This window comes from Xenorhabdus stockiae (assembly GCF_002632825.1).
Taxonomy (GTDB): domain Bacteria; phylum Pseudomonadota; class Gammaproteobacteria; order Enterobacterales; family Enterobacteriaceae; genus Xenorhabdus; species Xenorhabdus stockiae.
Window position 1 is genome coordinate 55,003 of the sequence record NZ_NJAJ01000020.1, and the last position, 21,832, is coordinate 76,834.

A 21,832-nucleotide genomic window follows, 5' to 3' on the forward strand; every position below is an offset into this window, starting at 1 on the left:
AAATTTCTTTTTTGCACAATAAATTCTGAAAGGTAAAAGTCATGATAAAGCCGTTATTGTTAGAGAAATCACTTCCTGAGTTAATGCCGATTGGTAGTGTGACTAATCTTGGTTCTGTTGTAGTGGAAGGTGACCCACAGGCAAGTGTTGCCATGGTTCACGGGGAACCAAATGATAATCTGACCTGCGGTATTTTTGCCTGTACCAGAGGGAAATTTAAGATGGTTTATCCCTTTGATGAAATGGCAACGGTGCATGAAGGTTCTGTGAAACTGACGGATGTTAAAACCGGTGTTGTGGCCGAATATCACAAAGGTGATTCATGGTTTGCTGCCAAAGGTACGGAAGTTTTGTGGGAAATTACCAGTGAACGCTTCGTGAAACATTATATGGCGTGTATCAATTCTCAGATTTCCGGCTGACGGAGGGTAACATCATGAGTGACATCACTTTGCTGGCGTCCGTTACGGCTTTTTTGCAGCGTACTCATGGCCATTACATTAATGGACAATCCGTTCGTGGTCAGGGAGACAAAACCTTTTCAGTCGTCAACCCCGCGTCTGATGAGGTGATCGCTACCGTTAATCAGGGAAGTGAGGTCGAAGCCAATGCCGCTATGCAGGCTGCATCTGATGCTTTTCATGGTTCATGGGCTAGGACTTCACCGATGGAACGTGGAGATTGTCTGATACGGCTGGCGGATTTGCTGCAAAAACATAGCGAAGAACTTGCCCAGTTGGAAACTCTATGTTCAGGAAAAACCATTCAGTTATCACGTATGCTGGAGGTTGGAGCCTCTGTCCAATACTTGCGCTATTTTGCTGGCTGGTCGAGCAAAATAAGTGGCGAAACACTGAATGTTTCTTTGCCATCTTTCAAGGGTGAAGAATATACCGCCTTTACCCGTCGTGAACCTGTCGGCGTGGTCGTCGGGATTATTCCCTGGAATTTCTCGATCATGATTGCCATCTGGAAACTGGGGGCCGCTTTGGCCTGCGGTTGTACGATTGTTCTGAAACCAAGCGAATATACCCCGTTAACAATGTTGCGCGTGGCGGAACTGGCAAAAGAAGCCGGAATTCCTGACGGCGTGATTAATATCGTTAATGGCTCCGGAGCCGGTGTAGGAACTAAGCTGTTGACTCATCCGTTGTGTTCCAAAGTGTCTTTTACCGGATCAGTACCTACAGGTAAACTTATCGGCAAATCTGTCATGGAACAGGGGCAGTTCCGTGCAACGCTGGAGCTGGGCGGCAAAAACGCAGCGGCTTTTCTATCAGATATGCCTGTAGAGAAGATAGTTGATGGAATATTGGAAGCCGGATATCTGAATCAGGGGCAAATCTGCGCAGCAGCAGAACGTTTCTATATTCCTTCTGTTCATATGGATGCGGTTTTGAAGTTACTTTCTGAACGTCTGTCTGCGATGAAAATTGGTTCTCCCCTTGATGAAACGACGGAAATGGGGCCTTTAGCCAATAAAGAGCACTATGAAAAAATTCTGTCCCTGTTTGAAAAAGCGCGTCAGGAAGGGAATGAAATTGTCTATGGCGGTCGCGCACTGGAAGGGAAAGGCTTTTTTGTAATGCCCACCGTGATCAGAGCCAAAAGTGCAGATGATACGTTGATGAAAGAAGAGACATTCGGGCCAATAGGGACTTTCCTCAGTTATGATGACGAGGAGGAGCTGATTGCTATGATGAACGCAACGCCATTCGGTTTATCCGCCAGCTTATGGACAAATGATCTCAGCAAGGCGATGCGAATGATCCCGCGTATTCAGGCCGGTGTTTTGTGGGTTAACATGCATACGTATCTTGATCCTGCCCTTCCATTCGGAGGGATAAAATCATCAGGATTCGGTCGGGAGTTTGGCAAGGCATTCATCGAGTATTACACAGAACTGAAATCAGTCATGATACGGTATTGATCGTTGCAGAATATCGATGCTTAAGTGGTTTAAAGTTGCTTCGTGTCAGACAAAACGAGGCAACTTAATCGTTTATCAATGTTGAAAAATGGTTTTAGGCTGATATTTCCAAAGCCATTGATCCAAAAGCAATGTTTCCATAATGCTGTATAAGTATTGTCATAAATGTGTCATTGCGGTTTCACAAAAATGCCATATTGGGTGTTTACTATTTGGGTAGAAGGTGTTTTTTAATTCTCCCGATCATAAGGAATCACCTATGTTCTGCAATGACCTGTCCCATCGCTCTACATTTCATAATCGTACAAAAAATTTTCTTGCTATGACTGTCGCTATATTAGCGTCAGGCGTATGTTTATCTGCGCAAGCTAATAGTGCGAGTGCGGATAACATCATGGCAGAAAAACGTTCTGCTCATGGTGAGCTTACTCAGTTTGGTGGTGCCCGTCGCCTGACTCAGGATCAAACTGATGCACTTAAAGCAGCTTTAAATAATACAAAAGCGAAGAATGTCATTTTGTTTATTGGTGATGGCATGGGGGATTCTGAAATTACGCTGGCCCGCAACTACGCACAAGGTGCTGGTGGTTTTTTCGAGGGAATCGATGCTCTTCCTTTCACGGGGCAATATACACACTACTCACTGGATAAAGAGACCAAGAAACCAGATTATGTCACGGATTCCGCTGCTTCAGCTACCGCGTGGGCGTCAGGAGTGAAAACCTATAATGGCGCGCTCGGCATTGATGTTTTCGGCAAGCCGCATCAGTCATTACTGGAGTTGGCAAAGCAGAATGGAAAAGCCACAGGAAATGTGACAACAGCTGAAATTCAGGACGCAACTCCTGCCGCGCTATATGCGCATATCACCAATCGTAAATGCCGGGATCCACAGGAAGCGTTAGAAAAATGCCCGACGGAAGTGTTGGATAAAGGTGGCAGAGGTTCTATCACAGAACAGCTTTTGACGGCGCGTGCTGATGTCACTCTGGGAGGAGGGGCTAAATATTTTGAGCAACAATCAACAGCCGGAGCTAATAAAGGAAATACCCTGAAGCAACAGGCGCTAGATCAGGGTTATCAATGGGTAACGGATATAAAATCACTGAGCAATATTAAAGCGGCCAGTCAGAAAAAGCCGTTATTAGGCATATTTAGCAATGGAAACATGGATGTGATCTGGGAGGGACCAAAAGCGGTTTATCACGGTAATCTTAATGAAGCACCGGTGAAGTGCCAAATTAATGCAAAGCGTAGCTCTGATGAACCGACATTGGTACAGTTAACAGAAAAAGCGATTGATTTGCTGAAGGCTAACAAAAATGGATTTTTCTTGCAGGTAGAAAGTGCCTCGATTGACAAACAAGATCATGAAGCTAACCCTTGCGCCCAAATTGGGGAAACGGTGGCGCTGGATGAAGCTGTTCAGGCTGCGCTGAAATTTGCCAGACAGCATGAAGATACGTTAGTTATCGTTACCGCTGATCATGCCCATTCCAGCCAGATTATTGCTAATGATGTTAAATCACCCGGCCTGACCCGTTCATTGATTACCAAAGATGGTGCGGTTATTACGGTCAACTATGGCAACGCAGAAGAAGGCAAACAGAATCATACTGGTACGCAGTTACGTGTTGCGGCTTATGGCCCACATGCTGCTAATGTCGTTGGCTTGACTGATCAGACAGATTTGTTCTTTACCATACGTGATGCGATGGGGTTGAAACAATAAGACAAGATGTACCCGATCAATATCATCGTTCAATTCTGAATGGTTTAATAACGTATAATCAGTACGAATGATCGGATTAGGATAAATTCGATAATATAAGCTACAATGAAGTAAAATCAGTACCTCATAAAATTGAAATAAGATCATAGATAAAGTTATCTTTTATTTTTCATGGTAAACCATTATCTCCCCCTTATGGGGAGATAATGGTTTTGCCGGATTTATCTTCAGGTTAATTTCGTGTAATGGATAATATGCAGATAAAAAACTAATTATTAAATAATATAAAAACATTTAATAACAAGTGTATAAATAAACTGTTAACTAAAGGTAAAGATTATAAAAATCAGCAAAAATCTTTGTATTATCCATATAAATAACACTTGCCGTCTCTCTTATATTTTGTTCATTATTAGGGAATCTTAATACCATTTCAGCGACAAGCCAATCTTTAAATGTCCCACTATAATGACTTGCAGACCAATACATCCTTATTGAATTCATGATGTTTGCATCAAACGGAATTCTATTTAATATTTGGTGATCAATTATAGCTCGTATATTATTAGTATTTGAAGCATGAGTAACTAATGTTGCATCATTAATAAATGGCAAATATAATTTTTCGTAAATGTTTCTTGTGATATTTACATGATGACTACCACCCATAATACGATCTAACCCCGACGCATCCGTTTTTAATTTCCATACATTACTTCCAGATGGAGATTCATCAACCCCTAGTTTTAAAAGTGTCTTGTAACTTGCCCCATACTCACTTTCTGGAATTAGATGTCGAGTGGTATTCCAATCAATCTGAATAGTATTCATTTGATTATCAATAAGTTCAGAACCACCTAAGTTCATCAATTTCCTAAAATTACGAGTATACTCGGTTTCAGTTGTTGTCACTGCGTAGTGGCTACTGCTTCCTGCCTGAGCCGCGCCTCTGCCACTCAGCCCATGTGCAAAACTGTCGGACAGCTGCTCACCCACCTGCCGCATCCCGCGAGTCAGCCCGCCCAGCAATCCACTGCCCAGACTCAATGCCCCCAGCCCGAGCGAGGCCCAACCCAGTATGGCGGAGGCCTGCGGGTTACTCTCTTCGGTGGCCACACTGGCAATGCTGGTCGCATCTCCCAAAAAGCCGATACCTGCTATAATCGCACCGTCTATACTCAACGAGGCACCGCCGGTCGGAATGGCCATGGCCAGCCCCGCTAACAGGCCAACCGTACCAAGTACGATGCCGAAAATACTGCCCCAGCTCATATGTCCGCTCGGATCGCTGTGGTTGACCGGATCACCCAAACAGTAAGCATACGGATTGAGGCCTCCAGCCCCGAATGGACTTAAGCTGTCCGGTGCGGTAAACCGCATCAGCACCGGGCTATAGGTGCGGTAGCCATTGCCCAGATGATAACCCCCTCCTGTCGGGTCGGCACGTTCTCCGGTATAACCGGGCAGTACCATGTTCTGCTCATCGGCTGCCTGCTGGCCATAGGGGGTGTAACGATAACGGGTCGGTGTGCCGCTGCCCGGTTGGTCTATCAGCAGACTGCCCTGCCCATCGGTGCCCAGTAAATGGGTCTTATCACCGGCGATTACTGCGGCCGGTGTGCCGTTCGCATGCACCAGACGGGTTGCCGTGCCGCTTTCACGCTGCACTTCTGCGACGCGAGCATTGCCCTGATAGTACAGCTCCTGTGTCCCGGTATTGTCCAGCCGGTGTAGAACCAGTCGGTTTGCGGCATCATACCCGTACGTGCTGATTTTCTCTTTCAGCGTCACTGAGATCAGCCGCCCCAGCGCATCGTAGGTCAGCTGGTTCCCGCTCTCATCCTGAATCAACCGGCCGCCTGCATCGTAGGTTAGCGTAATTTTCGCCGGGTAGGCCGGGTGCGTATGGGTAATGCGGTATAACTGGCAGGGATCGGACGGACTGTAGGTAAAGGTGGCGGTGTCGCAGCTATTGTCCGCCAATGTAGTCACACAGGTCAGCATATTGCCCAACCGGTCATAGGTAAACTGCTGGCGGCGCAGGCTCATGCCATACGCATCCTGAGGGCATTCCGTGCCCGAACACTGGTAATCTGTCAGCCAGCGGCGGGCGACATCATAGGTATAACTTTCCTGACGCAACAACCCGGCCTGCTGTGAACGGGTTTCCCGGCTGGCGAGCTGACCGAGCACCGTATAGGTCTGCGTCAGGGTCAGTACGTCCGTTCCACTGTCAATCCGGCGTTCCGTTTCCCGGCCGAGGTCATCCCAGGTCAGTGTGGTGGTCAGTGATTGCGACTGGGCGTTATCATGCACCGTCCAGCAGTTTAACCGGCTGGCAGCATCATAGGACATCGTCACGTTTATCGCGCTGTCTGTTATCATTACAGGACGCCCCTGTGTATCAAAATACCGCTGGCGGCGGGTGCCAGTCACATCCTGACAGGCCGTCAGCTGGCCGCCCGGGGAATACGTGTATTGAGTATGCCTGGCCACACCGGTATCGTTAAACGTGGTCGTTTCCTGCCGCAATAAGCCGGCGGGGGTATACTCGCACTGCTGTGATACCTGTTTTTCTGCCACCGCGTTTATCATCGCGCCGGTTTTGGCGTCATAGCTAAAGGTCTGGGTGATCCCCGCGGTGGTTCGCTGAAGCAAGGCATTTCCCAGACGGGGTTCATACTGTTGGTGAACCGTCTGTTTGAGCGGGTCAGTGACTATCTCAGGTGCCGGATTACTGCAGGTATAGGTTGCCTCATGTGTCCGACCGCCTACCGTGACCGAGATGACCCGATGCAGGCTGTCGAACACCCGCTGACCCAGCACTTTCCCGTCCGCCACAATTTGCGTCACTAAATTATCCGCACTGAACGACGCATACCTTTTCTGCACCACGGTACCATCGCTGTACGTTATCGTCGCAACGCGATGAAAAGCGTCATAGGTGTATTGCGTTTTCTGTGCCAGTGCATCCACCGTGGCCCGCAACCGCCCCAGCCCGTCATACTCGTTCTGTTGCTGGCTGACGAATTGGCCCTGGCTGTCATACAGCGTTACCGTCAGAGGCTGATGTCGCAGATTGTAGGCCGTTTCCGTATAACCGAATGTCAGGCCATCCACCTCAGTAGTGCAGCGGGTGATCTGGGTCACCGGATTAAACACCTGCCGGCTACGCTGGCCTGTATCCGAGGTAATCAGGCTGGGTTGTCCCCAGTCATCGTAGGTGATCTGCTGGTTAAGGGAGATCGAGCACGTCTTCACGGTATCGGGCTGCGCAGGATCGGGGCCGGTCGGTAGTGTGTCATGGTGAGACTGCGTCACCACCCGCCCCCAGCTATCCCGCCCGTTCTTTGAGAGGAGGTGCCAGTCTGTAGTCGCTTGTTCTTTCGCCAGAATGTCCAGTTTTTTCGCCAGAATATCCAGTTGATAAACCTGCCCGCGCCCATCAGCCTGGCAACGGGCCTGATTTCCCCAGACATCGGTCTGCGTTGTGGTGACGACACCCGGCGCTTCAAGGGAATATGTGTACCCCTTCTCACGGGCATAATTGGTGTTGGCATTATCCTTCTGCGTCAATAAACGGCCCAGCGCATCATAGAGGTAGTGTGTCGTGCAGCCCTGCGGATTTTGTTGATAGCCGATTTTACCGCTGAGACAGGATTTTTCCTGTATGCTACTGAGCGTGAATCCGTCATGCCCGCACCATTGTGTGGTACACCGGAGCTGACCCGCGTTCAGGACATAGACGAAAGTTTTTTGACTGTTCCACGGGGAGCGGGGCTGCGCGGAAGCGGGATCCTGCAGGCTATACACGGTTTCTACCACCGAGTCCACTCGCCCATGATGCGGACCCTCCGGCTCATCCCGGTACTCGGTCTGGCGGATATGCAGCAAGATCTTATCGCTGTATACTTCCTGACGGGTACACACCACCGCATGATCTGTCAGGCTATCTGGGCGTGTGGGCAGGGAAGCATAGCGGTAGATCTCCTGATGGACGGGCACATCGTCATAGCCGGTGACCGGCGGGGGAATGATTTTTTTCGATTTTACGTAACGCACAAACCCGTGCGGATCTGCCGGGCAGTATACCGTGTTATCCTTGGTGGATGTTTCGCCTTCAGCCGGGTAGTACACCCATTCGGTTCGGGTACCGTCCGGAGCAATCTGTAAGGTGGGGTTGCCTGCTGTATCAAATTCTGTCTGCGTGGTTTCCTCCCTCGTCAGCGGGGCATCGTCCGGTTGATCCGCCTGAGCGATAAACCGGATGGTAGCGGATTTTGGCAACTGAAATTGCGGGGGCTGCTGAGCAAATTCCAGCCCGATTTGAGCATAATAGTGCGTTTCATGCTGGCGCTGGCAACTGTTTTGCTGCACGTTTTCAGTAATCAGCAGGTGGTAGCTATTGTAACGCCGGAGAATGTGGCGCTGTTCGCTGCCGTTGTTCCAGTGCTCGGTGGAGCCGTAGAGGTAATAGGTCATCTTGCCGTAGAGGAGGTAATCTTCGTCCTCATTCCAGCTCTCCTTATTTTCGTAACCCAGAAAATTAGGTTCGGTATATTCATAGTGCCTGATGACATCAGGGGAATTTTTTGTCTGTTGTGTGTATTGGGTTACATAGGGTAAAGGTGGCAGGCCGGCCTCGTCGGGAAACTGGTGACCATCCGGGTCGTAATCGACAAATTCAACGAATCCCGTCGGCGAAGTAATCCGGGTCAGAAAACCGCAGTCTGATTCATATTCCAATCCCCAGCTTAATGTCTGCTGATCGACATTATTGCGAATTTGAACGACCCGATCATTCTCAAAGATGAGGCGGATGGTATACGATTCCGTTGATCCGGGCCAGACTGTCATGTCGGTATAAATACCGGTTTGATAATCGATGTTGAATAGCGTCTGATTATCATCTGATATCGCCGCAAGGCGGGGGAGGCCGACTATCTCGTAATTCCACGCTAGTTTCAGGGAGTGCCCCAACGGGTTGATAATGCGCATTGGTATTTTAAGATTATAGGCATTCAAGGGACCACTGAGGATTTCCATCAGCCCCGATTTATGGATAACCCGGTAAACATCCTTCGTGACATCCTTTTCAAACCGCACTACATCCTGTTTATACTGCTTTAAAGAAACCGAATCATCCGTTTCATAGACTTTATACCTTTCGCCGGTAGAGAGCATCAACAGCTGCTTTTCACTATCATAGTGTGTCAGCCCGAGCGAAAAACCCACACCAAACCCGATATTCATCGGGTTCAGCGGACTGTAGGACAGCGCCAGCGTCAGCTCCGGCCCCAGTAGGGTATTTCCAATCAGATGTGCCAGCGGCATCGTACAATTAAATAACCCGGTGCGCGGATCTACACTGCCTGTGGTGGAACTCTGGAAATTTGTCGCCTGAGAGAAAAAATTATTGCTCATAGTTATCACCTATTTTTGAGGAAAGGATATGATGGAAGCCGGAAATTTCTGCATCCGTTTAGCCCTCCTGTAGATAAAATTCACTCGCATTATTTACATCCACAACCACTTTTAGCCAGACTGATTCATTGCCGTAAATATCGTGAAATTTGAATTGTGGAATTTGATCAGATTCATTATCCTAAAAATTAACCGCTGGACTTTCGAAAAAAAGTAGGCTCACGCTAATAGCATCGGTGCGTGGTGTCGTAAATATATTTTCTTGTGGAGTAGCTTCCCTTTTAATACTGGATCGGTTCTTCTCATCATATATTTTTTTATTGTATAATCAGCACTAGCGATTCTCTGCGTGCTATATTTACCCCAAAGAAACCAAAGGTAAAGGTCTCCTTCTTGTGTGCAATGGGTAAATCTTTGGTAATTAACTTGATTAGGATTTTTATCGTTTGTTGTATATTTAACCTTTACATCATATACAGAAAACCCTATGTTGCTATTAGGGAATATATAGAAATTGTCTTGATGCCATTCATGATATTTATAATCAACATCTTCATGAGATCCGAATATAGTATGGGCAGCGCTTGATTCTTTTATGAATAGCATATTCTCTGAATGATAAAGAATAGGTTTATTACCTTTTAATGAAATAGGTGTGTTTTTTTTGATATTTCATGGTAATTAATCATGTCTAGAATATTAATAATCAGCATGGCATTCTCAGTAAATATATATTAATGTTAGTTTCAATATTTAAATTACGCCAGAAAAAATAATAAAATAATTACCGTATTAATTAAATGATTTAATGTCTGTTTTTTAAATTAAAGTATAAGTAATAACGTGTTATTATTTATGGATTTATTATGTATAAATAAATTTAATAATATTAATGTATAAAAAGTGATTTTTTAGATTTCTCAGGAAATAGTGATAGTTTTGAGGAGATATAACAGATAATAGAGGGAATTTGAGTTCAGGAATGCGATGGTGAAATAGAATTAAGAAACTGGATATGTTAATAAGATAGGGAGGGGAAAATAAGAGTAACAAGAGGAAAATCATATAAATAGTAACAGTGGTGCGAAGGGGGGGACTTGAACCCCCACGTCCGTTAGGACACTAACACCTGAAGCTAGCGCGTCTACCAATTCCGCCACCCTCGCAGGTACTGCTATTTATCTGATTTGTTTAATGATAACTATCTGATTTGGTGCGAAGGGGGGGACTTGAACCCCCACGTCCGTTAGAACACTAACACCTGAAGCTAGCGCGTCTACCAATTCCGCCACCCTCGCAAATTCAGATACCATCTTTAAACAGATAGCATGGGGGCGCATTCTAGAGATTTTACGGCTGACGTCAATCATTATTTATCGCAAGAAAGCATGACTGATGTAAAAATCGACATGTTGCTATTGCCCTTCCGGGGAGATGGGCAATAGCGGTCTTTTGTTTGTTACTTCTTGGTGGCTTGGTAAATCTTGAATTTACCTGTCTGGGCAAGAACTTCGTGACTGCCGAAAGCGCTATCCAGTAAATCAGCATAAGGCAAAAACGAGTTTGCTACGATGCGGAATTTACCACCGGATTTCAGATAATTTGGTGCCATACGTATCATGTCATCAGCGGCTGCCATACTGGTTTTCAGACCATCATGGAATGGCGGATTAGAGACTATCCAGTTGAATTTCTCTTCAATAGCAGAATAGACGTTGCTGGTGATAACATTTCCTTCCAGTTTATTGGCTTTCAATGTTGCTTTACTGGATGTTATGGCGGCTGCATTGACATCGCTGAGAGTCAGTGACAAATCGGGATTATTTTTACCCAACACTGCGGCCAGTACACCAGAGCCACAGGCAATATCCAGCAAGTTGCCGGAAATCGGTTTATCAAAAGTGGAAAGCAGAAGACGACTGCCGACATCCAGATCATCCTGACTGAATACGCCGGGCAGTGTATTGACGATGGTATCCCCAACCTGATAGCTATGCCACCAGTTGTTCTGATCAAACTGAACCTGTTGTTCAAGCTGACCATAAAAAAGGCTGCAACGGCGGGCAGTATCGACTTTGCGGAAAGTAACAATACCTTCCATCAACTTATCAACGCTACGCACACCACTGCGGTTTTCGCCGACAATAAAAATGTTTGTTCCGACAGGCAGGATGGAAAACAGGCTGCGGAGTTGGAAACGGGCTTCCTGCTTGCTTTTTGGCCAGTAATAAATCAGCGTATCGCAATCTTTGACAAACGCTTTGTCAGCCGTAAGGCCAAACTGAGCATTATCACCTAATGTACGGATCAGGGATTGCCAGTGATGATATTGACTAGTGTGTACCCGCACACTTGCGGCTTCGATTTCCGTTGCCAGTGTATCCTGAAGATCGCCTGCGAAGAGCAGATGATGGGAGTGGAATTGCTCTTGATGGCGCAGGATAACTTCACTGGCCGGTGTTAATGCTGACATCTATGTATAGCTCCTTATAAGTCTTTATCCGGTCATAATTATCTTTGGGCAAAGCTGGGATGCCATGTTGTTGGCGCAGAGATAAGCCCTCTGATACTATACCGCTCATCTTTCAGGTGACAGTTTTACTGCTGATAGCCTGAAATCTACTGGGTATATATTACCTGTTATTTTTTATGGCAGATGGAATAAAACACGATGACGAAGCGTGACAGATCACTAACCCGGTTGGGTATCACCCAATGGGTTCTGCGTAACCCTGCGGCCCTGCGGGGTGAATTATCTGTCCTCATCCCTGACTCAACTCGTCTGTTGATCATTACTCATGATCACATTGACTTAAGCCATTCATTACTTGCTGATATTTTCACAGCCATGGGGATTGATGCCTCATTAGTTTATTGCATCACAACAAAAGATGTTGAGCTGCTTTCAGAATCAATCCGCTGCCCATGCTGGCTGCTGGGGGTTGATATTACCTTATCAATACAAGGGATTTCTTTGAGAAGCCCGGCATTAAATGACTTATCCCTTGATGGGGATGCAAAACGTTCTCTTTGGCAACAAATTTACCATTATGAAGAATATTTCTCTATTAACTCCCGCTGATCTTCCCGCGGCCTTCCAGATAGAACAGGCCAGCCACCCCTTTCCGTGGAGTGAGACAACATTCTACTCTAACCAGGGAGAGCGTTATCTCAATTATAAGATCGAGCTTAATAACCAGATAATTGGTTTTGCAATAACCCAGTATATTTTGGATGAGGCAACGCTATTTAATATCGCTATCCATCCGGAATATCAATCACAAGGGCATGGAAGAACGCTATTAAATTATCTGATTGACACATTACCTGAAAAGCAGATAAATACGTTATGGCTTGAAGTCCGGTGTTCCAACCAGTCTGCGATTGGATTATATGAAGATCTGGGCTTCAATGAAGTTTCCATCCGCAAAAATTATTACCCGACCGCGACAGGTAAGGAAGATGCCATTATTATGGCGTTACCGCTGTTTGGGTGAGTATGAGTGACGTACCCGTATTATGAACTTTTGCGATTCAGGAGAAAGGGAATGTAGATTGAATCTGATGAAGTCATGATGATTTTCTGCATCATCATCTTGCGTATCATTAGTTGTTTATGACGCCAAGTTCAGCGAAAATAAACGCTAATTCCAATTAACATACCGGATTGGATGGATTAAGGGTCTCTGATGGCGCCTCAATATGGTATCGATCCGCGTACAGAATAGAAGATTTCAATAGATGTCAAATTCTCCATTTCTGCAAGAAGTTGCGAAACGGCGCACATTTGCAATAATTTCGCATCCCGATGCGGGTAAAACGACGATTACTGAAAAAGTCCTGTTATTCGGACAGGCAATTCAGAAAGCGGGGACGGTAAAAGGCCGGGGTTCCAATCAGCATGCTAAATCAGACTGGATGGAAATGGAAAAACAACGTGGTATTTCCATTACCACCTCAGTGATGCAGTTTCCTTATGGTGATTGTCTGGTTAACCTGCTGGATACGCCGGGGCATGAAGACTTCTCTGAAGATACTTACCGTACTCTGACAGCGGTTGACTGCTGTCTGATGGTTATTGATGCGGCAAAAGGTGTTGAAGATCGTACCCGTAAGCTGATGGAAGTTACCCGCCTGCGTGACACGCCAATCCTGACATTCATGAATAAGCTCGACCGTGATATTCGTGATCCGATGGAGCTGATGGATGAAGTCGAAAATGAGCTGAAGATCGCTTGTTGTCCGATCACATGGCCTATCGGTTGTGGTAAGTCTTTCAAAGGGGTTTACCATCTCTATCAGGATGAAATTTATCTGTATCAATCCGGTCAGGGGCATACTATTCAGGAAGTCCGGGTTATTAAAGGCCTGGATAACCCTGAGCTGGATACTGCTGTCGGAGAAGAGCTGGCCGAACAGTTGCGTGAAGAGCTGGAGTTAGTCAAAGGCGCATCACATGAATTTGATCTGGATGCCTTTTTGCAGGGTGAACTGACGCCGGTATTCTTTGGTACTGCGTTAGGTAACTTTGGTGTCGATCATATGCTGGATGGTCTGGTTAAGTGGGCACCAACGCCAATGCCGCGTCAGACTGATGCGCGTGAAGTAACAGCACAAGAAGAAAAATTCTCCGGATTTGTGTTCAAAATTCAGGCCAATATGGACCCGAAACACCGTGACCGTGTGGCATTTTTGCGTATTGTTTCCGGTAAATATGAAAAAGGCATGAAACTGCGTCAGGTTCGTATCAAAAAAGATGTGGTTATCTCAGATGCACTGACTTTCATGGCTGGTGATCGTTCTCATGTTGAAGATGCGTATCCGGGCGATATTATTGGTCTGCATAACCACGGTACTATCCAGATTGGTGATACTTTCACTCAGGGTGAAGAGCTGAAATTTACTGGTATTCCTAACTTTGCTCCTGAATTGTTCCGCCGCATTCGTCTGCGTGATCCTCTGAAACAGAAACAATTGCTGAAAGGTTTGGTTCAGTTGTCGGAAGAGGGAGCAGTACAGGTATTCCGCCCATTGACCAATAATGATTTGATTGTTGGTGCTGTGGGTGTGCTTCAGTTTGATGTAGTTGTTGCCCGGCTGAAGAGTGAATATAACGTCGAAGCACTCTATGAGCCTGTCAACGTTTCTACCGCTCGTTGGGTAGAATGTAGTGATGTCAAAAAGCTGGAAGAGTTCAAACGTAAGAATGAACAAAACCTGGCTTTTGATGGTGGTGATAACCTGAGCTACATTGCACCAACTATGGTTAATTTAAACCTGACCAGCGAACGTTATCCTGAGGTAGTTTTCCGTAAGACACGGGAACATTGATATTTTTATGGGCCAACACCTCGTTGGCCTTTTTTATTTTTCCTACCATAATTAATACTTTCTGCTTTATTTAAAAGCATCATTTCTAGGTATAAGAAAATATACGTTAGTTATTGTAAAGCTCATACCATTTGCGTAATTTATTGATATATCATCCTTTGAAATTCTGGCTTAGATAAAAGGAAGGAAGGTAGTAGGATGAAAAATTTAAAGTTCACAAACTCATTCCTGGCTGTTGTTTTAGGCTCGGTACTCATAGGTGGTAACGCACTGGCAGCAGGCACATCTTCAACTTATCAGCCAGAAGGTAAAACACAGGAAAATACAGACCAGAAAATTAATGATTCAAGAAATCATAGTGGGAAAAAAATCGAGAATTCCCTTAAAAAAGCAGATAATAATTCTGACGATAGTGTTATTACTGCCCGAATAAAAGAAAATTTTCTGGAAGATACCGGGCTTAATAGTCACGATAATAATATTTCAGTGAAAACAGAAAAAGGCGTGGTTTATCTTTCTGGTTTTGTCAAACACGAAGAGTTGGCAAAACGAGCTATCAGGCTTGCTCATAAAGTGGAAGGCGTTCAGGCCGTAAACAGCACCCTGTCCATCAAAAAATAATCTATTTTTTGTTGAGAGTGACTGATAATAAGTCACTCTACCGGCTTATTCCCCAAATAAAACTTAATCTAATTAAGCGATTATCTCTTCAAGAATATAACGGATAAGATCTATTCATATTATTGGTAATAACTTGCCTGTTGGTGAATTAATCTCCATTATTTAATATAGGCTTTACGGATGCATTGCTCAAATGAGAAATCACTTGGGTGAGGAATTGTTTGCATAACATTATTACTAATTACTGAAAGATGATCATAATTCAAATGACACCTTGGAACTGACATTGACTTTGTAGGGGGAAATGTGGGGAAACATATTCCAATTACGTTGGGTAATATAGAACCTTTAGCTTATACATCGCGGATAAAACCGGGAAAAATTGCACTTGTCTGTGAAGGTGGTGGGCAGAGGGGAATTTTTACCGCAGGTGTGTTGGATGAATTTCTAAGGTTAAATTTTAACCCGTTCGAATTATTTCTTGGTACTTCGGCTGGTGCTCAGAACCTTTCTGCTTATATCTGCGGTCAAAAAGGCTATGCCCGTAAGGTGATCAACAAGTACACAACCAATCCGATTTTCTTCAACCCATTGCGCTTTGTCCGGGGCGGGCATCTTATCGATTTGGATTGGTATATTGATATGATCTCTGAACAAATTCCCTTAAACATTCCTATTGCGATGGATCATTTTGATGATGGCCGTGAGTTTTATATGTGTACCTGCCGTGCTGATAATTTCGAAGCCAGTTATTTTCAACCTGATGAAAGTAACTGGATGGAAATTATCAAGGCTTCCAGTGCAATCCCCGGATTTTATCGCAATGGTGTAACGCTCGATGGTATCGTTTATCAGGATGGTGGCATTAGTGATGCGATTCCGGTTGAAGAGGCATATCGCCGGGGAGCTGATACTATTGTCGTGGTCAGGACAGTGCCTTCGCAGCTTTATTATACGTCACAGTGGTTCAAGCGAGTGGAACGCTGGCTGGAAACCAGCAGTCAGCAAAAAATGCTCAGAATGTTGAAGCTGCATGCTACAAGCTACTTCCGGACACAACGGTTTATTGAAAATCCACCGGATGACGTACAAATCTTCGAAATTAGGCCACCCGCACCGTTGGCAACTATGGCTCTGGGGAGTAAAACGAAAGCATTGAACACAGATTATCATCTGGGTAGGCGTTGTGGGCGGTACTTTTTGGCGACTATCGGACATACTTTTGTCGGTGGTAAGTTTGGGCCGGAAAGACGTAAAAGTTATGGTGTTTCCCGCAGCGGTTTAAACCACGATGGAACGAACCGTAATTGTTTCCGTCGCAATAGTTTTATGTGTAGTGAGCATACCCCTGCAATAGGTACTTCGGTAAGAATGGCAGAGGAAACCGGCGTGAATGACAGCGAGCAGATGCCACTGACTGGTACAACCATGATCAATAACGATTATGACGAACAATAATGATGACGACAAATATACACAATGGATTTCAAGATGCATTGCGGTGGCAAGAGAGTGAACCCCCAGAAACATAGACAACTGTATGTTTATAAAAACGGTGACTGGGGTGAGCGAGCGCAGCCAACAAAGAGGCAACTTGAAAGACGAAGTGTATGATATGGATAAATAGATGTTTATTGACACACATTGCCATTTTGATTTCCCTCCTTTTTCGGGTGATGAAGCCGCAAGTTTAGAACGAGCCAGACAAGCAGGCGTTGAGAAAATTATTGTGCCGACTGTCAGTCAGGTATATTTCCAGAGGGTTGCTGACTTGGCGGCCAAGTATCAGGCAATCTATGCCGCGTTTGGATTGCATCCTTTATATATTAATGAACATCATGATACAGATCTGGATTGTCTGGAGCAGAAACTCAAAGAGAAACCTTCCCATTGTGTAGCCGTTGGTGAAATTGGGCTTGATCTGTACATGGCAGAACCCCAGTTTGAGCGGCAGAAAAACGTTCTGGCAGTTCAGCTTAAGCTGGCCAAAAAATATGAGTTGCCTGTTTTGCTTCATTCCCGCAAAAGCCACGATCAACTGGCGGCAATGTTACGAAAACATCATGTTCCACGCACCGGCGTTATTCATGGTTTTGCTGGTAGCTTATCTCAGGCGCAGGCCTTTGTACGTCTGGGTTTTTACATTGGCGTCGGGGGAACGATTACGTATGAAAGAGCGAAAAAAACACGTGATACGATAGCTCGCCTGCCTCTTTCCTCTTTAGTATTGGAAACGGATGCACCTGATATGCCACTAGCCGGTTTTCAGGGGCAGCCAAACCGACCCGAAAGAATCGCGCAGATTTTTTCTGTATTGTGTGAATTGCGTCCCGAATCTCCGGATGAAATTTCCCGCCAAATTTATCAAAATAGCATGGCATTATTTGCGATCAGCTAATTTATCCCAGTGGAAATAGTCTACTTTTGGTTGAGCAAAATAGGCTATTCTGGTCGAAATAAACATTAATAATATTTAACTGGCATTATCTTCTCATTTCTTCCTTTTTTACCGCAAAATTATCTAAACCCTGATAAATAAAATGGGTATATGTGATATAAGTCTCATTTCCTGTTTTTATATTACTTTTTGCTGCATTAATTTGTGATGTCAGTTGCTTGTTCTTTTTTACTACTGGGTATAATCGCCTCCACACACAGTGTCAGTAGGAACTCACAATATAACTGACATATTTTTAATTCATTCAGTGAACAGGGATTCTTCCAATGCAACTCATTATGAGCCTGATAGGGATGGTAGTGCTGATTTTTATCGCAGTACTTTTCTCGAGTAATTATAAAGCTATTAAAATCCGCACTGTCCTTGGTGCCTTCTTGATTCAGGTGCTTATTGGTGCATTTGTGCTTTATGTACCAGCAGGTAAAGACATTCTGATTGGAATGTCAAAAGGTGTTTCCAACGTCATCGGATACGGTCAGCAGGGAATTGATTTTATCTTTGGCGGGCTGGTATCTAACAAAATGTTTGAGCTGTTCGGCGGCGGTGGTTTTGTTTTTGCCCTGCGCGTCCTGCCAGTTATTGTCTTCTTCTCTTCTCTGATTGCCGTTTTGTATTACATTGGCCTTATGCAGCTTATCATCAAAATATTAGGTGGTGGCTTGCAAAAAGTATTGGGAACATCACGTACAGAATCCCTGTCAGCAACAGCAAATATTTTTGTTGGGCAAACTGAAGCACCTCTGGTTGTACGCCCTTATATTTCAACCATGACACAATCCGAGCTGTTTGCGGTGATGTGTGGTGGTCTGGCATCGGTAGCCGGCTCTGTATTGGCGGGTTACGCATCAATGGGTGTTCCATTGGAATATCTGATTGCAGCGTCATTCATGGCAGCGCCGGGTGGCCTGTTATTTGCAAAACTGATGGTGCCGGAAACTGAAACCACTCACGATAATGTTGATGCGATGTCACTGGTATCAGCAGAGGATCGTCCGGCCAATATTATTGATGCGGCAGCATCTGGTGCGGCATCCGGTATGCAGTTAGCTCTGAATGTAGGTGCAATGTTATTGGCATTTACTGCATTGATTGCTTTGTTGAATGGTATGTTAGGCGGTATCGGTGGTTGGTTCAGCTATCCTCAATTGTCTATGGAATTGATTCTGGGCTGGGTATTTGCGCCAATCGCTTACCTGATTGGTGTGCCGTGGCATGAAGCAACCGTGGCCGGTTCTTTCATCGGGCAGAAAATAATAGTTAATGAATTCGTTGCATTCATGCACTTTGGCGACTATCTGAAACCGGATGATGTCGTGCAAGCAGCCGGTCTTCAGGTTCTTTCTGATCATACTAAAGCCATTATCTCTTTTGCTTTGTGTGGATTTGCGAATTTGTCTTCTGTCGCTGTGTTGCTTGGGGGCTTAGGTGGTATGGCACCAAACCGTCGTGGTGATATTGCCCGTTTTGGTCTGAAAGCCGTATTGGCTGGTTCACTCTCTAACCTGATGAGTGCCACAATTGCAGGGTTCTTCCTCTCTCTGGCATAATTAGGAAGTCTAACCAGAAAATACAGACTAAATTGAATGCAGGTGAGTTAATCTTACCTGCATTTTATTTTTTCCGGGCTTAATCAATGTGATTTCAATCACGATAAAATGATAATAATTGCAATTTTCATTTGATTAGTGTGATTCTAAGCATGAATTATTACATACTTACATGTTCAAATAATGATGAATCAAGATTTCATTGATTAAGCTAATACCTGCCGGGCAAGACAAGCTGAAAAAATCAAACTAAAGAAAAAGGTGCGGAGAGAAGGAGCTCTGTTGTTGCGATGATATAGGGCATTGCAACATCTTCAAGGAACCAAGTCCGCTCACCAACATATGAATACATTAATAATTCGGAACAGTTAGCGATTAAATGTTCGGAAGAATATGTGAACTGATTCAGTTACGATAAAAATACCGTTGGAGAGTTTTATGACCGATTTAACCGCAGCTGCTCAGCGTGCGCTGAGCTTGATGGATTTAACTACACTCAATGATGATGATACTGATGAGAAAGTGACAGCACTTTGCCATCAGGCAAACAGCCCAGCAGGGCATACTGCGGCCATCTGTATCTATCCGCGTTTTATTCCCCTAGCCCGCAAGGTACTACGTGAACAGGGAACTCCGGATATCCGGATTGCGACTGTTACGAACTTCCCTCATGGCAATGATGATATTGATATCGCACTGGCGGAGACTTGTGCAGCGATTGCTTATGGTGCAGATGAAGTGGATGTGGTTTTCCCTTATCGCGCCTTGATGGCGGGTAACGAACAAATTGGTTTTGATCTGGTTAAAGCCTGTAAAGACGCCTGTGCTGAATCAGGTGTCTGGCTGAAAGTCATTATTGAAACCGGAGAGCTGAAAGACGCTGCGCTGATCCGTAAGGTCTCTGAAATTTCAATTAAAGCAGGCGCTGATTTTATTAAGACATCAACCGGAAAAGTGCCGGTTAATGCGACACTGGAAAGTGCAGAGATCATGCTGAGTGTTATCCGTGATATGGACGTGGGAGAGACTGTCGGGTTTAAACCGGCGGGTGGCGTTCGCACAGCAGAAGAAGCGGCGCAGTATCTGGCACTGGCAGGCCGGATCATGGGCGACAAATGGGCAGACTCCCGCCATTTCCGTTTTGGCGCTTCCAGTCTGCTGGGTAGCTTATTGACGGCGCTGGGTCATCAGGGTCAAAAACAAAACAGTAGTTATTAACAATAGTAATTATTGAGAACAGTAGTTATTGGAAGCACAAGTTATTGAATGCAGAAGTTATAAAAACAGTCGTTTAAGATCAATAACAATGCCTTGAATGTTCGTTAAGATAGAGCTGATTCATGACTACTGTTCTTCTCAGACAATGATAATGGGAGGTAGCTTTGTTTTTGGCACAGGAAATTATCCGCAAAAAACGAGATGGTTTTTCACTGAGCGAAGAAGAAATCCGCTTCTTTATTAACGCTGTGCGTGATAATACGGTATCAGAAGGGCAAATTGCTGCTCTGGCGATGGCCATTTATTTCCGGGATATGACGATGGAAGAGCGGATTGCCTTAACATTGGCGGTACGTGATTCTGGTACAGTCCTTGACTGGAAAAAGTTGAATTTGCCCGGTCCGGTTGTGGATAAACATTCGACGGGTGGAGTTGGTGATGTGATATCCCTGATGTTGGGGCCAATGGTTGCAGCATGTGGTGGTTATGTTCCGATGATTTCAGGGCGTGGATTAGGTCATACCGGAGGAACGCTGGATAAATTAGAATCCATCCCCGGGTTTGATATTTTCCCCGATGATCACCGGTTCCGTGACATTATCCGGGATGTGGGTGTTGCAATTATCGGTCAGACTAACTCGCTGGCACCCGCGGATAAACGTTTTTATGCAACACGTGATATTACTGCTACCGTTGATTCTATTCCGCTGATTACCGCTTCTATTCTGGGCAAAAAACTGGCTGAAGGATTAGATGCTTTAGTTATGGATGTGAAAGTCGGTTCTGGCGCATTGATGCCGACTTATGAGCAGTCAGAACAGTTGGCGGAATCGATTGTTGCGGTGGCTAACGGTGCGGGTTGTAAAACAACGGCACTGTTGACAGATATGAATCAGGTATTAGCATCCAGTGCCGGAAATGCGCTGGAAGTGCGTGAAGCGGTGCAGTTTCTGACAGGAGAATACCGCAATCCCCGGTTATTTGAAGTGACGATGGCATTATCTGCTGAGATGTTGGTATCGGGTAAACTGGCAGAAGATCGTGATGCTGCATATCGTCAATTACAGGCAGTACTCGATAATGGTAAGGCCGCGGAAATATTCGGGCGTATGGTGGCAGCTCAGAAAGGGCCTGTTGATTTTATTGAAAACTATGACTGTTATTTACCGACAGCTTCTTTCAGCAGACCTGTATTTGCTGAAAATAATATAATTAAAAAACAAAGCATTGTAACAGAAATGGATACCCGTGCATTGGGGATGGCAGTCGTTGCATTAGGCGGTGGTCGCCGCAAAGCGACTGATCCGATCAATTACAGTGTGGGGCTGAGTGATATTATTCCGCTTGGCTCAGAAGTAAACACAGATACTCCTCTGATGGTGATTCATGCCAATAATGAAGATGACTGGCATATGGCGGCAGAGGCTGTGCGTGCATCGCTTGTTTTTCAACAGGCATATACTTCGGCAGCAGAAGTGGATGCCGGAATGAAAGTCGCCACCCAGATGGTTTATCGTCGTATTGGTGGATAATTCAACAGAAGTATTGAATAGATTTTAACAGCTGGCAGT

Annotated in this window: 14 protein-coding genes and 2 tRNA genes; 12 read left to right on the forward strand and 4 right to left on the reverse strand. The window is 45.2% G+C overall.

Annotated features, from left to right (window positions below; all coding sequences use genetic code 11):
* Positions 1-41 precede the first annotated feature (41 nt).
* From Xsto_RS11770 to phoA, 3 genes are all read left to right on the forward strand, one after another.
* Positions 42-422 carry a cupin domain-containing protein gene (locus Xsto_RS11770; protein ID WP_099108853.1) on the forward strand — a complete coding sequence of 127 codons (381 nt, stop codon included), beginning with the start codon at positions 42-44 and terminating at the stop codon, positions 420-422.
* Between the two features lie 14 nt (positions 423-436).
* Complete coding sequence (locus tag Xsto_RS11775; RefSeq protein WP_099125173.1) at positions 437-1,930, forward strand: aldehyde dehydrogenase family protein; 1,494 nt, start codon at positions 437-439, stop codon at positions 1,928-1,930.
* 259 nt (positions 1,931-2,189) lie between these two features.
* Complete coding sequence (phoA, locus tag Xsto_RS11780; RefSeq protein ID WP_211284312.1) at positions 2,190-3,662, forward strand: alkaline phosphatase; 1,473 nt, start codon at positions 2,190-2,192, stop codon at positions 3,660-3,662.
* 324 nt (positions 3,663-3,986) lie between these two features.
* Here phoA and Xsto_RS11785 read toward each other — a convergent pair whose 3' ends face one another.
* From Xsto_RS11785 to rsmC, 4 genes are all read right to left on the reverse strand, one after another.
* On the reverse strand, positions 3,987-9,086 hold the full coding sequence (locus Xsto_RS11785; protein WP_099125174.1) for an RHS repeat domain-containing protein: 5,100 nt from the start codon (positions 9,084-9,086) through the stop codon (positions 3,987-3,989).
* Between the two features lie 1,079 nt (positions 9,087-10,165).
* Positions 10,166-10,252: transfer RNA gene (locus tag Xsto_RS11795), tRNA-Leu, on the reverse strand.
* A 45-nt stretch (positions 10,253-10,297) separates the two neighbouring features.
* A tRNA-Leu gene (locus tag Xsto_RS11800) sits at positions 10,298-10,384 on the reverse strand.
* A gap of 161 nt (positions 10,385-10,545) precedes the next feature.
* A complete protein-coding gene (gene rsmC / locus Xsto_RS11805) occupies positions 10,546-11,559 on the reverse strand; it encodes a 16S rRNA (guanine(1207)-N(2))-methyltransferase RsmC (protein ID WP_099120642.1) in 1,014 nt (337 codons plus the stop codon).
* 198 nt (positions 11,560-11,757) lie between these two features.
* Between rsmC and Xsto_RS11810 the strand changes: the two genes are divergently transcribed.
* From Xsto_RS11810 to deoA, 9 genes are all read left to right on the forward strand, one after another.
* Positions 11,758-12,168: a DNA polymerase III subunit psi gene (locus Xsto_RS11810; RefSeq protein ID WP_099108848.1), complete on the forward strand. Its 411-nt coding sequence runs from the start codon at positions 11,758-11,760 to the stop codon at positions 12,166-12,168.
* A complete protein-coding gene (gene rimI, locus Xsto_RS11815; RefSeq protein ID WP_099108847.1) occupies positions 12,137-12,583 on the forward strand; it encodes a ribosomal protein S18-alanine N-acetyltransferase in 447 nt (148 codons plus the stop codon). Before Xsto_RS11810 ends, rimI begins: the two co-directional genes overlap by 32 nt.
* A 244-nt stretch (positions 12,584-12,827) precedes the next feature.
* On the forward strand, positions 12,828-14,417 hold the full coding sequence (gene prfC, locus Xsto_RS11820; RefSeq protein WP_099108846.1) for a peptide chain release factor 3: 1,590 nt from the start codon (positions 12,828-12,830) through the stop codon (positions 14,415-14,417).
* 198 nt (positions 14,418-14,615) lie between these two features.
* Positions 14,616-15,038: a BON domain-containing protein gene (locus Xsto_RS11825; RefSeq protein ID WP_099108845.1), complete on the forward strand. Its 423-nt coding sequence runs from the start codon at positions 14,616-14,618 to the stop codon at positions 15,036-15,038.
* A 306-nt stretch (positions 15,039-15,344) separates the two neighbouring features.
* Positions 15,345-16,496 carry a patatin-like phospholipase family protein gene (locus Xsto_RS11830; RefSeq protein WP_099108844.1) on the forward strand — a complete coding sequence of 384 codons (1,152 nt, stop codon included), beginning with the start codon at positions 15,345-15,347 and terminating at the stop codon, positions 16,494-16,496.
* 169 nt (positions 16,497-16,665) lie between these two features.
* Positions 16,666-17,436 (forward strand): TatD family hydrolase, encoded by a 771-nt coding sequence (locus tag Xsto_RS11835; protein ID WP_099125176.1) that lies wholly within the window; start codon positions 16,666-16,668, stop codon positions 17,434-17,436.
* A 338-nt stretch (positions 17,437-17,774) separates the two neighbouring features.
* Positions 17,775-19,043, forward strand: coding sequence for a NupC/NupG family nucleoside CNT transporter (locus Xsto_RS11840; RefSeq protein WP_211284314.1), 1,269 nt, complete (start codon positions 17,775-17,777; stop codon positions 19,041-19,043).
* A 438-nt stretch (positions 19,044-19,481) separates the two neighbouring features.
* A complete protein-coding gene (gene deoC, locus Xsto_RS11845) occupies positions 19,482-20,261 on the forward strand; it encodes a deoxyribose-phosphate aldolase (RefSeq protein ID WP_099125178.1) in 780 nt (259 codons plus the stop codon).
* 164 nt (positions 20,262-20,425) lie between these two features.
* On the forward strand, positions 20,426-21,793 hold the full coding sequence (gene deoA / locus Xsto_RS11850; RefSeq protein ID WP_099125179.1) for a thymidine phosphorylase: 1,368 nt from the start codon (positions 20,426-20,428) through the stop codon (positions 21,791-21,793).
* Positions 21,794-21,832: the final 39 nt, after the last annotated feature.

What these genes read in the sequence shown, in the direction of transcription:
- Xsto_RS11770 (WP_099108853.1), top strand. Translation starts at nt 42, where the DNA reads ATGATAAAGCCGTTATTGTTAGAGAAATCACTTCCTGAGTTAATGCCG.
- Xsto_RS11775 (WP_099125173.1), top strand. Translation starts at nt 437, where the DNA reads ATGAGTGACATCACTTTGCTGGCGTCCGTTACGGCTTTTTTGCAGCGT.
- phoA (WP_211284312.1), top strand. Translation starts at nt 2,190, where the DNA reads ATGTTCTGCAATGACCTGTCCCATCGCTCTACATTTCATAATCGTACA.
- Xsto_RS11785 (WP_099125174.1), bottom strand. Translation starts at nt 9,086, where the DNA reads ATGAGCAATAATTTTTTCTCTCAGGCGACAAATTTCCAGAGTTCCACC.
- rsmC (WP_099120642.1), bottom strand. Translation starts at nt 11,559, where the DNA reads ATGTCAGCATTAACACCGGCCAGTGAAGTTATCCTGCGCCATCAAGAG.
- Xsto_RS11810 (WP_099108848.1), top strand. Translation starts at nt 11,758, where the DNA reads ATGACGAAGCGTGACAGATCACTAACCCGGTTGGGTATCACCCAATGG.
- rimI (WP_099108847.1), top strand. Translation starts at nt 12,137, where the DNA reads ATGAAGAATATTTCTCTATTAACTCCCGCTGATCTTCCCGCGGCCTTC.
- prfC (WP_099108846.1), top strand. Translation starts at nt 12,828, where the DNA reads ATGTCAAATTCTCCATTTCTGCAAGAAGTTGCGAAACGGCGCACATTT.
- Xsto_RS11825 (WP_099108845.1), top strand. Translation starts at nt 14,616, where the DNA reads ATGAAAAATTTAAAGTTCACAAACTCATTCCTGGCTGTTGTTTTAGGC.
- Xsto_RS11835 (WP_099125176.1), top strand. Translation starts at nt 16,666, where the DNA reads ATGTTTATTGACACACATTGCCATTTTGATTTCCCTCCTTTTTCGGGT.
- Xsto_RS11840 (WP_211284314.1), top strand. Translation starts at nt 17,775, where the DNA reads ATGAGCCTGATAGGGATGGTAGTGCTGATTTTTATCGCAGTACTTTTC.
- deoC (WP_099125178.1), top strand. Translation starts at nt 19,482, where the DNA reads ATGACCGATTTAACCGCAGCTGCTCAGCGTGCGCTGAGCTTGATGGAT.